We start from the raw sequence: 11,337 nt of genomic DNA on the forward strand, positions 1-11,337 counted from the left end.
CGTGCTCAGATACATTCTCTGGCGCATCGCCGCCATGGTGCCGACGCTCTTCGTCATTTCGGCGCTGGTTTTCACCATCATCGAGCTGCCGCCGGGCGATTTCTTCGAGAGCCAGATCGCCGAGCTGCGCGCCTCCGGCGAGACCGCCAACCTCCAGGAAATCGAGGAGATGCGCCAGCAATACGGCTTCGACAAGCCGGAGATCGTGCGCTATTTCTACTGGGTCGGCGGCATGCTGCACGGCGATTTCGGCTATTCCTTCGAATACCAGATGCCGGTTTCCGACGTGGTCGGCGAGCGCCTGTGGCTGACGATCCTCGTCTCCTTCACGACCATCCTGCTCACCTGGCTGATCGCCTTTCCGATCGGCATCTATTCGGCGACGCACCAGTATAGCTGGAGCGATTACGGGCTGACCTTCCTCGGCCTGCTCGGCATCGCCATCCCGAACTTCATGCTGGCGCTGATCCTGATGTATTTCGCCAATATCTGGTTCGGCATTTCGATCGGCCATCTGATGGACCAGCAATATATCTCGGCGCCGATGAGCTGGGAGAAGGCGCGCTCGATCCTCTCCCACCTGTGGATCCCGGTGATCATCGTCGGCACGGCGGGTACGGCCGGCATGATCCGCCGGCTGCGCGCCAACCTGCTCGACGAGATGCAGAAGCAATATGTGACGACAGCGCGCGCCAAGGGCCTGCATCCGATGCGGGCGCTGCTCAAATATCCGCTGCGCATGGCGCTCAACTTCTTCGTCGCCGATATCGGCTCGATCCTGCCGTCGATCATCTCGGGCGCCGAAATCGTCGCCATCGTGCTGTCGCTGGAGACGACCGGGCCGATGCTGATCAAGGCGCTGCAGAGCCAGGACATGTATCTCGCCGGCTCCTTCCTGATGTTTCTGGCCTTCCTCAACGTCATCGGCGTTTTGATCTCCGACATCGCGCTCGGCTTCCTCGATCCCCGCATCCGTCTGCAAGGCAGGAGCACCAAATAATGTCGCCCCTTCCCGCACCCGGCGCGCCGCTTCCCCATTACGTCTCGACCGCGCCTTTCGATCCCCTGGCGACCGAGACCATGACGGCGGCGCAATCGCGCATCCATCTCGCCTCGCAGAAGCAGCTGATGTGGTGGAAGTTCAAGCAGCACAGGCTGGCCTTGATCTCCGGCATCTTTCTCGCCGCCGTCTACCTGATGATCCTGATCGTCGAATTCCTGGCGCCTTACGGCCTGCACACGCGCAACGTCGATTTCATCCACGCGCCGCCGCAGCAAATCCATTTCTTCGACAAGGGCAATTTCGTCGGTCCCTTCGTCTACGGTCGCAGCATGACGCTCGATCTCGACACGCTGCACCGCGTCTATACCGACAGGCCGAACGACGTGCAGCCGATCCGTTTCTTCTGCCGCGGCGATGCCTATAAATTCTGGGGAATTGCCGCCTCCAACTATCATCTGGTCTGCCCGGCAATCGGCGGCCAGATGTTCCTGCTCGGCACCGACCGGCTCGGCCGCGATGTGCTGTCGCGCATTCTTTACGGCGCGCGGATCTCGCTGACGATCGGCCTGATCGGCATTTCGATCAGCTTCGTGCTCGGCATCGTCATCGGCGGCCTTGCCGGCTATTGGGGCGGCATTTTCGATCTGGTCGTCCAGCGCCTGATCGAAGTGCTGCAATCGCTGCCGAGCTTGCCGCTCTGGATGGCGCTGGCCGCCATCATGCCGGTGACCTGGAGCCCGATCGTCATCTATTTCGGCATCACCGTCATTCTCGGCATCATCGACTGGACCGGGCTGGCGCGTGCCGTGCGCTCCAAGCTCCTGGCGCTGCGCGAGGAGGATTACGTCCAGGCGGCCCAGTTGATGGGCGCCAGCACGCCGCGCATCATCGGCCGGCATCTGGTGCCGGGCTTCATGTCGCATCTGATTGCCTCGGCGACGATTTCGATCCCCGGCATGATCCTCGGCGAGACCGCGCTCTCCTTCCTCGGCCTCGGCCTTCGCCCGCCGATCACCAGCTGGGGCATTCTGCTGACCGAGGCAAAAAGCGTCAGCGTCATCGCCTTTTATCCCTGGCTGCTCTATCCGATCATTCCTGTTGTTCTTGTCATTTTGGCGTTCAACTTTCTGGGAGACGGCTTGCGTGATGCGGCAGATCCCTACAAATAGCAGAAAACCCGGCGGCGCCTCATGGCACCGCCCCCGCCACGTGGCCTCCGGACGGTGGGGGTACTAACGCATGTTGTTCACCCCGGAGGGAACTCCCATGGCCAGACGTCTCGAAGATGCGCGCATCCTCATGTACAGCCACGACACCTTCGGCCTCGGCCATCTCAGACGCTGTCGCGCCATCGCCCATGCGTTGGTCGAGGATTATCGCGGCCTCAACATCCTGATCATTTCGGGGGCGACGATCGCCGGCGCCTTCGACTACCGCGCCCGCGTCGACTTCGTGAAGATCCCGAGCGTCATCAAGCTGCGCAACGGCGAATATACCTCGCTCGCCAGCCATATCGACCTGCACGAGACGCTGAAGATGCGCGAATCGAGCATTCGCCACACGGCCGAAACCTTCCAGCCCGACATTTTCATCGTCGACAAGGAGCCGATGGGGCTGAAGGGCGAGGTCGAGGATACGCTCGGCTATCTCAAGGCCCGCGGCACGGTGCTGGTGCTCGGCCTGCGCGAGGTTATGGACGCGCCGCATCTGCTCGAGGCCGAGTGGAAGCGGAACGGCATCATGCAGAAGATCGACCAATATTACGACAGCGTCTGGGTCTATGGCCCGCCTGACTTCTACGATCCTTTGATCGGTCTCGACGTGCCCGCGAGCCTGCGCCGGAAGATGGATTTCGTCGGCTTCCTGCAGCGCAGCGTCTCCAAGGGCAAGACCTCGATCAACGCCCGCAAGGACAATTACCTGCTCGTCACCACAGGCGGCGGCGGCGACGGCTCCGATCTCGTTCACGACGTGATGAACGCCTACGAGGCCGATCCGACGCTGACGCAGAAGGCGCTGGTCGTGCTCGGGCCTTATATGCCGGCCGCCGAGCGCGCCAAGCTGGTGCAGAAGGGCGAAGCCATTCCCTATATCGAGGTGATCGAGTTCGACAACCACATGGAAGAGCTGATCGACGGCGCCACCGGCGTCGTCGCCATGGGCGGCTACAACACCTATTGCGAGATCCTCTCCTTCGACAAGCCTGCCCTGATCGTACCGCGGGTCAAGCCGCGCGAGGAACAGCTGCTTCGTGCCCAGCGGGCAAGCGCGCTCGGCCTCGTCGATATGCTGCTGCCGGACCAATCGGCCGATCCCACCATCATGTCCGAGGCTCTGAAGCGCTTGCCCTCCCGCCTGCCGCCGTCGAAGAGCGGCAGCAATATGCATCTCGAAGGGCTCGACCACATCTCGCAGACGGTCGGCCGATGGATCGACGGCCGCGCCAGTCACCTTTCCCTCGTCGCGGAATAGGGCACAGCCTTGCCGCCACGCCGCAAGATTCTTGTCGTGCTGAAAGGCTATCCCCGCCTTTCGGAAACCTTCATCGCCCAGGAGCTGCTCGGCTTGGAAAAGGCCGGCTTCGACCTGACGCTGATTTCGATGCGCCGGCCGACCGACAAGAAGCGCCATCCCGTGCATGACGAGATCAAGGCGCGCGTCGTCTACCTGCCGGAATATCTGCACGAGGAGCCGATCCGCGTGCTGAAGGGCCTGATCGCCGGGTTCTCCAAACCCGGCTTCAAGGCGCTGATCAAACGTTTCCTCGCCGACCTGCCACGCGACATCTCCCGCAACCGCTTCCGCCGTCTCGGCCAGGCTTTGGTGCTGGGACGCGAATGGCCCGATGGCGGACAATGGCTGCATGCCCATTTCATCCACACGCCGGCTTCGGTGACGGAATATACCAGCATCCTCACCGGCACACCCTGGACCTGTTCGGCGCATGCCAAGGACATTTGGACGTCGCCCGACTGGGAGCTGCAGGAAAAGCTCGCCGGCGCCCGCTGGGCCGTCACCTGCACCCGGACGGGCTATGAGCACATGCGCAGCCTGACCTCCCGCAAGGACGCGGTGCACCTCAGCTACCACGGTCTCGATCTCGCCCGGTTCGGCGCTTTTGCCGGCGAGCGGTCGGAGAGGACCGGCAGCGACACCGATGATCCCGCCTTCATTCTGAGCGTCGGCCGCGCCGTCGAGAAGAAGGGCTACGATGTGCTGTTGCGCGCACTCGCCCTGCTGCCCGCCGACCTTCATTGGCGCATGGACCATATCGGCGGCGGCGAGGAGCTTGCGAAGCTGAAGGCATTGGCCGCCGAGCTCGGCCTCTCCCACCGCATCGTCTGGAAGGGCGCCATGGCGCAGGAAGACGTGCTCGATCATTACCGCCGCGCCGACCTCTTCGCGCTTGCCTGCCGGATTGCCGCCAACGGCGACCGCGACGGCCTGCCGAACGTGCTGGTGGAAGCCTCGAGCCAGCGACTGGTCTGTGTTTCGACCGAAGTATCCGGCGTGCCGGAACTGCTCAAGGACGGTGAAAACGGCCTGGTGGTGGCGCCGGAGGATCCGGCGCTGCTGGCCAAAGCCCTGGAGACGGCGATCCGCGACCCGGCCCTGCGCAAGCGCCTCGGCGACGCCGCCGAAAAGCGGGTGCGCGACGATTTCGACTATCACTCCAGCATCCGGCAGCTCACCGGCCTGTTCGAGGCCGAATGGCAGAAGGCGTCATGACGGCACCGCGTATCTTCTTCTACGTCCAGCATCTGCTCGGCATCGGCCACATCGCCCGCGCCAGCCGCATCGCCAACGCGCTCGTCAAAGATGGTTTCGACGTCACGGTGGTCACCGGCGGCCTGCCGGTGCCGGGTTTTCCCGGCGAAGGCGTCAAGACCGTGGCGCTGCCGCCGGTCGTCGCCAGCAATGCCGGTTTCTCCGGCCTCGCCGATGCCGATGGCCAGCCAGCCGGCGAGGAATTCCTCACTGCCCGCCGCGATCTGCTGCTTGAGGCCTTTCATGCCGCCAGACCCGATGTCGTCATCATCGAAGCCTTCCCCTTCGGCCGGCGGCAGATGCGCTTCGAACTGCTGCCCTTGCTCGCGGCGATCGAAAAGGCCGAGCCGCGGCCGAAACTCCTGAGCTCGGTGCGCGACATCCTTCAGGAAAACCGCAAGGCTGGCCGCGACGCGGAAACCGCAGCCCTGGTCCGGGCACATTTCGATGCCGTGCTCGTCCATGGCGATCCCGGCTTCATCAGGCTGGAGGACACTTTCCCGCTGACGACGGAGATTGCCGACAGGCTGCGTTATACCGGCCTTGTCGCGGCGCCGCCGGCGCCGGAACCGACTGAAACCTTCGACATTATCGCATCGGCGGGCGGCGGCGCGGTCGGCGCCGAATTGATCGGCGCGGCGAAAGAGGCGGCGGCCCTGCTGCCGGCCGATCTGCGCTGGCTGCTGATCGCAAGCCCGAACCTGCCGGAAGCCGATTTCGCCGCGCTGTCGCAGGACGCCTCCCCAAACGTGACCCTGGTGCGCTTCCGCAAGGATTTTCCCTCGCTGCTGCGCGGCGCGAAAGTGTCGATTTCGCAGGCAGGCTACAACACGGTCGGCGACCTCCTGCGCACCGAATGCCGGGCAATCCTCATCCCCTTCGTCGCCGGCGGCGAGACCGAGCAGACGGTGCGCGCCGAGCGGCTGCAGGCGCTTGGTCTCGCCGACATCCTGCCGGAAACGGGACTGACGTCGGCCCATGTGAAGGAGGCAGTCGAAAAAGCGCTCGCCGCGCCGCGCCGCGGGGCGGTCTCGCTCGATCTCGACGGCGCTGAGAAAACCGCCGGCATCATCCGCTCCATGGCCGGCAATTCGAAGGCTTGACGATCTCCATGAGATTAGGCGGCTAAAGAAATGAGCGCACGGTGTCGGCAAAGCCGCTCAAATCTCATGCTGCCACTATCTGGCAGCAGCAAGCCTGTATAAGCTTACCGCATGTCCCGCTCCGAACGTCTCCTCGACCTTCTCCAGGTATTGCGCCGTCACCGCCGGCCGGTCAGTGGCGGGGTGCTGGCCGACGAGATCGGCGTCAGTATCCGCACCCTTTACCGGGATATCGCCAGCCTTCAGGCCCAGGGCGCGGCGATCGAGGGCGAACCGGGCGTCGGTTATGTCCTGAAACCGGGATTTCTGCTGCCGCCGCTGATGTTTCCGCCTGAGGAAATAGAAGCTCTCGTGCTCGGCTCCCGATGGGTGGCGGACAGAGGGGACGATCACTTACGCGATGCGGCGCGAAATGCGCTGGCGCGGATCGCCGCCGTGCTGCCGCCCGAATTGCGCGACGCATTGGAGGCCTCCGCCCTTCTGGTGGGGCCAGGCGTCAAACTCCCTGTCGATCAGGTCGATCCGGCACTTCTGCGCAAGGCGATCCGCACCGAACGCAAGCTTTCGCTCTCCTATAACGACGGCGCCGGCGTGGCGTCGGAGCGCGTGGTGTGGCCCTTCGCGCTCGCCTTTTTCGACCAGGTGCGCCTCCTCCTCGGCTGGTGCGAACTTCGCCAGGATTTCCGCTCGTTCCGCACGGATCGAATCATTCATGCGCAAGCGCTCGACGCACGTTATCCCAAGCGCCGGCAGGCGCTGCTGAAACAATGGCGGCAGATCCAGGGAATATCGGCCCCTGAACATTAAAGGGCACAGATTGACGGAAGGTGGATCAAACAGAGACCGGAACGGGGCGAAAGCCGTGGTCTTCAACAGTGGGTTTGTCCTCCCAAAGGCAGCCGCCAGTCGGGTTCACATGCTCCCATGAGAGTGGGACAGGCTGGAAAGCAGGTGCTCGGGAACGGCATGCCCGGCGTTGCGCAGAACATCGACGCGACCGGTATAGATCGCTTTCCAGTATGAACTGCGGTCGCGGAAGCGGCCGACACGATGAAGATTCACGACGCATAGAAGGCTATTGCGGCTTTCGCCTCTGTTTAGCTCCGCGGTCGTTGTCTTTCGCAAGTCCTCGTCGATGATCCAGTCGAGGGTGAACAGTGTCCGCTCGCGATCCGGCCCATCTGCCGGAGCGCCTGGCAAGACCGCTCTTCAGCTATGTGTTCGGCTGCGGGATTGCCAGCCCATCCACCAGAGTGGCAATGGCTGCGTCCAGCGGCGCGGATCCAACCTTTTCTGGCACCAGAAGTCCATCGATCGCGAGCAAGGTGATGCCGTGAATGAGCGCCCATGCGGCGGTCGCCTGTCCCCTGACTGGCCGCTTGCGAATGGTCCCAGCAGCCTGACCGCGTCCGAGCATGTCCAGCACGACGTCGAATACAGCGAGCGCCCTTTGATCGAGATGCATTCCTACGGCCCGCCCCTCCTCCGCGCTGAACATCAGGCGATATAGGGCCGGGTTGTCGGTTCCGAACGCGACATATGCCAGAGATATCGGAGTGATTTCCTCGAGCAGAGATTGGGGGGCTTCGGGTTTCGCCCCCGCTAGTGCCTCGCGTAGTCGATCGAATCCAATCATGGCGAGTTCAACGAGCAGAGCTGCTTTATCCGGAAAGTGTTTGTAGGGCGCAGCGTGGCTGACGCCGGCCCGACGGGCGACTTCTCTCAGCGTAAACTGCCAGTTCTTGTCATCCCGGAGCATGTCTAGCGCCGTTTCAATGATTGCGCGGCGGAGATCACCGTGATGATAGGGGCGGTTTTGGACGTCTGTCATGGCGATAAAGTTTCTCATGGATACATTGTTGACAGTGGTAACATTGCGACTTATATAAAGCTCAATGTTTCGTTTGTCTACATCGGAGTGCGCCATGAACGCTATAGAAGAATTTCCCGACGCCAACCAGATGGGCCTGATTCTCGCCCATCAGCGAGCCGCCTTTCTCCGAGACGGCGCGCCATCGCTTGCCGAACGCCGCGCCTCTCTCGCCAAACTGAAGCAGGCGCTGATTGATCGCCGCGCGGCCCTTGAGGCGGCCATTTCTTCGGACTTTGGGCATCGTGCGCAGCACGAGACAGCCATCATGGAGGTCTTCGGTGTGGCCGCTGGCATCGACTACCTCAGCAAAAACCTGCGTCGCTTCATGCGGCCTGAGCGGCGTCATGTCTCGCTCCTGATGCAATTCGGCCGGGCCTGGATCGAGTATCAGCCGCTCGGTGTGGTTGGGGTCATCTCGCCATGGAACTATCCAATTCTCGTGCCGGTCACCCTGGAGCTTGGCGGAAAGTCCCCGGCGATCGTCGCCAAGGGCGGCGTGCAGGATCGCTTTGTGTCCGACATCGTCTGGGGGAAGCTTCTTAGCGGTGGGCAGACCTGCATCGCCCCCGACTATGCCTTGGTGCATGAATCCGAGGTCGACACATTTGTCGCTAGTTTCGACAGGCTGGCACAGGCGGCCTATCCAGACGGTCCGACGAGCGAGGACTACACTTCGATCGTCAACGACCGTCAGTATGGAACGCTGATCGACCTGATCGAGGATGCCCGTGCCCGCGGCGCACGGATTATCGAGGTCGGGCACCGGCCCGGCGATGCCGCCCGCCGTCCGCATACGCTCGCGCCGACGGTAGTGCTGGGCGTCACCGATGAGATGAAAATCGCCCACCAGGAGATATTCGGTCCGATCCTGCCGATTTTTCCCTATCGAGACATCGATGAAGCGATCGCCTATGTGAACGCCCGGCCGCGGCCACTCGCACTCTACTATTTCGGCAGAGACGATGCGGACCGACGCAAGGTGCTCGACCGCACGACATCGGGCAACGTCACGGTCAACGGAACCATCATGCATGTCGCGCAGGACGACTTGCCTTTCGGCGGCGTCGGCGCCAGCGGAATAGGGGCCTATCACGGCGTTGAGGGCTTCAGGCGACTGAGCCATGCCAAAGGTATCTATGAGCAGGGACGGTGGAACGCCGTCAAACTGTTCCACCCCCCATACGGAAAGCTGGTCGAGCGCATCCTGAACCTCATGCTTCGGTGAAGAACCAAACTCTGCAGGGGCTAACAAGCACGACTTCGTGTCAGCTCCTCCGAAATATCCATGCAATTGAAAGGAAAACCAATGCAAAATGTTGTTAACGCGGAAACGCAAACATCCCTCGTCGGAAAATTCAATGGTGCCGCAACGAAGCGGGCCCTGATCACCGGTGCCTCCAGCGGCATGGGTCTCGAATATGCCGAACTCTTGGCAGCGCAGAAGGTAAATCTCGTGCTCGCCGCCCGGCGCAGGGAGCCGATGGAGAAGCTCGCCACAGAGCTTCGACAGAAATATGGTGTCGAGATCGTGGTCGAACCGATCGATCTTGCAGTCCGCGGTGCTGCCGCTCGTTTGAAAAGCAGCCTGGACGACAAGTCGCTGCAGATCGATATTCTGGTGAACAATGCTGGCTACGGGCTGCATGGGGACTTTCTGGACACCCCGCTGGAGCGCACGACCGATATGATGCAGCTCAACATCACGGCGGTGACGGAACTGAGCTTTATCTTCGGGCAGGATATGGCAACCCGTGGGGCCGGACAGATTCTCCTCATTGCGAGCATTCTGTCATTCCAGCCTGTTCCCGGGTTTGCCGCCTATGCCGCTACGAAGTCTTACGTCCTTTCCTTTGGTGAAGCGCTGCACGACGAGCTGCGCCCTCGCGGCGTCACTGTCACCTGCCTTTGCCCGGGCCACACCGAAACAGGATTCGATGCAGCGGCCAGCGCGCCTGTGTCACCGTTGCTGCGTTTTCTGACGATGAAGCCTCGTCCGGTCGCCGAAACCGGTCTGCGGGCGCTTGCAAAAGGAAAAGCATCCGTCCTCCCAGGGTTCATGAACAACATCATTGTATTTTCAAATCGCCTGACACCGCGTTCAATGCAGCGAGCCGTCATGAAAAACGTTACGGGAGCTTAGCCCTGCAATCGGCCGGCAACAGACGGAATCGAGCCTCGCACTCCGATCCCGACAGACACAGTGAGGAATGAATGGACAAGAAAGATGACCGCCCTATCCTTGTGACAGGCGCCGCGGGCGCCGTTGGGGCAATCGGCCGCAATGTAACGACCAACCTCCTGGCCAGAGGATTTTACGTCCGCGCCCTGGTGCGGCGGGAGGATGACCGCTCGGCAGCGTTGCGCGATCTCGGCGCTGAAGTCGTCGTCGCCGACCTGACGGACCTCCCCTCCATGCATCGCGCCATGGAAGGCGTTTCACGAATCTATTTCGGCATGTCCGTGTCGCCATCCTATCTCGAAGCAACCGTCAACACCGCGGCTATCGCTCGCCATCATGGGGTTGAGGTATTTGTGAACATGTCGCAGATGACGGTCTCGCAAATGAGCATCACCGAAACGACCGATAGCCCGCAGCAAAAGCAGCACTGGCTGGCCGAGCAGGCGCTCGAATGGTCGGGCCTGCCGGTGGTCACTGTACGGCCGACGGTCTTCATGGAAGGGTTTTTCCTGTTCTTCGCCGCCGCCGGGGTTCGGGAGAATGACGAGCTGATCCTGCCGCTTGGCAACAGCATCACCTCACCAATCTCCTCCATCGACATAGCCGACGCCGTCTCAACGATACTGGCCGAACCGACCCCGTACATCGGTCGCATCTACAATCTGACAGGTCAGGTCACCGCTGATCTGAACCACTACGCGAAAAACTTCTCCGACGCGCTTGGGCGGACCATCCGGTATCGGGACGTGCCGATCGCGGCCTGGGCCGACAAATTGCGCGAACGGGGAGTGCCGGCCCATGTCATCAGCCATCTGGCCACGATGGCCAAACTTCATCAGCAGGGTCGATACAATCGACTGACCGATGATTTCGCGGAGCTCGTTGGGAGGGAGCCGACGAGTATGCACCAGTTCGTCAAGCTTCACGCAAAGGAGTTCTCCCAATAAGATGTTGCTGCCTGACATGGGAGGAGCCCCACGCATGATATACGAACGGCGGCCTCTTATTCTTGCTTAGGGGGCGTTCGTGGATGCCACGCGCGACGCTGTGTTACAGCCGCAGCAACTGCAGTTTGACGATGCATGTCCCGCACGTCCCCGACCAACATGCACTGTCGATGAAAACCAGGCCTCATCCGTGACGGAGCTCAGTCCTGCAAATCCGCCGGCGACAGACGCCTCTGTCGCCGGCCTGTTGATGTTGGTAACTTGTGTGCCTTTTCAGCGGCCAGCGCGCCTGTGTCACCGTTGCTGCGTTTTCTAACGATGAAGCCTCGTCCGACCGCCGAAACCGGTCTGCGGGCGCTTGCGAAAGGAAAAGCATCCGTCCTCCCAGGGTTCATTAACAACATCATCATATTTTCAAATCGCCTGACACCGCGTTCAATGCAGCGAGCCGTCATGAAAAACGC

General features: G+C 61.9%; 10 protein-coding genes and 2 pseudogenes. 10 read left to right on the forward strand and 2 right to left on the reverse strand.

The annotated features are described in order from the left end of the window. Position 1 precedes the first annotated feature (1 nt). The 6 genes from AF337_RS14645 to AF337_RS14670 all read left to right on the forward strand — a co-directional run bounded on the left by AF337_RS14645 (position 2) and on the right by AF337_RS14670 (position 6,681). Positions 2-1,000, forward strand: a complete 999-nt coding sequence (locus tag AF337_RS14645; RefSeq protein WP_003595069.1) for an ABC transporter permease — start codon at positions 2-4, stop codon at positions 998-1,000. After that, a complete protein-coding gene (locus AF337_RS14650; RefSeq protein ID WP_049732613.1) occupies positions 1,000-2,172 on the forward strand; it encodes an ABC transporter permease in 1,173 nt (390 codons plus the stop codon). Before AF337_RS14645 ends, AF337_RS14650 begins: the two co-directional genes overlap by 1 nt. A gap of 97 nt (positions 2,173-2,269) precedes the next feature. Continuing rightward, positions 2,270-3,475: a glycosyltransferase family protein gene (locus AF337_RS14655; RefSeq protein ID WP_049732614.1), complete on the forward strand. Its 1,206-nt coding sequence runs from the start codon at positions 2,270-2,272 to the stop codon at positions 3,473-3,475. 9 nt (positions 3,476-3,484) lie between these two features. Further along, positions 3,485-4,732: a glycosyltransferase family 4 protein gene (locus AF337_RS14660; protein ID WP_049732615.1), complete on the forward strand. Its 1,248-nt coding sequence runs from the start codon at positions 3,485-3,487 to the stop codon at positions 4,730-4,732. Next, entirely contained in the window at positions 4,729-5,874 is a 1,146-nt protein-coding gene (locus AF337_RS14665; RefSeq protein ID WP_049732616.1) for a glycosyltransferase family protein, read from the forward strand. Before AF337_RS14660 ends, AF337_RS14665 begins: the two co-directional genes overlap by 4 nt. Before the next feature lie 111 nt (positions 5,875-5,985). Continuing rightward, entirely contained in the window at positions 5,986-6,681 is a 696-nt protein-coding gene (locus AF337_RS14670) for a helix-turn-helix transcriptional regulator (RefSeq protein WP_049732617.1), read from the forward strand. A gap of 25 nt (positions 6,682-6,706) precedes the next feature. Here AF337_RS14670 and AF337_RS14675 read toward each other — a convergent pair. Further along, positions 6,707-7,070, reverse strand: a pseudogene (locus tag AF337_RS14675) (Tn3 family transposase); the annotation flags it as partial. Positions 7,071-7,087: 17 nt separating this feature from the next. Further along, positions 7,088-7,705, reverse strand: a complete 618-nt coding sequence (locus tag AF337_RS14680; protein WP_049732621.1) for a TetR/AcrR family transcriptional regulator — start codon at positions 7,703-7,705, stop codon at positions 7,088-7,090. Positions 7,706-7,799: 94 nt separating this feature from the next. Between AF337_RS14680 and AF337_RS14685 the strand changes: the two genes are divergently transcribed. The 4 genes and pseudogenes from AF337_RS14685 to AF337_RS45400 form a co-directional block, all read left to right on the forward strand. Further along, the gene (locus AF337_RS14685; protein WP_049732619.1) at positions 7,800-8,972 is read left to right on the forward strand and encodes an aldehyde dehydrogenase family protein; all 1,173 of its coding nucleotides are present in this window, start codon (positions 7,800-7,802) and stop codon (positions 8,970-8,972) included. Positions 8,973-9,053: 81 nt separating this feature from the next. Further along, positions 9,054-9,887, forward strand: coding sequence for an SDR family NAD(P)-dependent oxidoreductase (locus tag AF337_RS14690; RefSeq protein ID WP_049732620.1), 834 nt, complete (start codon positions 9,054-9,056; stop codon positions 9,885-9,887). Between the two features lie 71 nt (positions 9,888-9,958). Beyond that, positions 9,959-10,873 carry an NmrA family NAD(P)-binding protein gene (locus AF337_RS14695; RefSeq protein WP_018329049.1) on the forward strand — a complete coding sequence of 305 codons (915 nt, stop codon included), beginning with the start codon at positions 9,959-9,961 and terminating at the stop codon, positions 10,871-10,873. Between the two features lie 273 nt (positions 10,874-11,146). Further along, a pseudogene (locus tag AF337_RS45400) lies at positions 11,147-11,337 on the forward strand (SDR family NAD(P)-dependent oxidoreductase); the annotation flags it as partial.

This window comes from Rhizobium ecuadorense, from assembly GCF_001187535.1.
GTDB classification, from domain to species: Bacteria; Pseudomonadota; Alphaproteobacteria; order Rhizobiales; family Rhizobiaceae; genus Rhizobium; species Rhizobium ecuadorense.

Coding starts and splice junctions, on each gene's coding strand:
- AF337_RS14680 (WP_049732621.1), bottom strand. CDS start 7,705: ATGACAGACGTCCAAAACCGCCCCTATCATCACGGTGATCTCCGCCGC.
- AF337_RS14685 (WP_049732619.1), top strand. CDS start 7,800: ATGAACGCTATAGAAGAATTTCCCGACGCCAACCAGATGGGCCTGATT.
- AF337_RS14690 (WP_049732620.1), top strand. CDS start 9,054: ATGCAAAATGTTGTTAACGCGGAAACGCAAACATCCCTCGTCGGAAAA.
- AF337_RS14670 (WP_049732617.1), top strand. CDS start 5,986: ATGTCCCGCTCCGAACGTCTCCTCGACCTTCTCCAGGTATTGCGCCGT.
- AF337_RS14650 (WP_049732613.1), top strand. CDS start 1,000: ATGTCGCCCCTTCCCGCACCCGGCGCGCCGCTTCCCCATTACGTCTCG.
- AF337_RS14665 (WP_049732616.1), top strand. CDS start 4,729: ATGACGGCACCGCGTATCTTCTTCTACGTCCAGCATCTGCTCGGCATC.
- AF337_RS14655 (WP_049732614.1), top strand. CDS start 2,270: ATGGCCAGACGTCTCGAAGATGCGCGCATCCTCATGTACAGCCACGAC.
- AF337_RS14695 (WP_018329049.1), top strand. CDS start 9,959: ATGGACAAGAAAGATGACCGCCCTATCCTTGTGACAGGCGCCGCGGGC.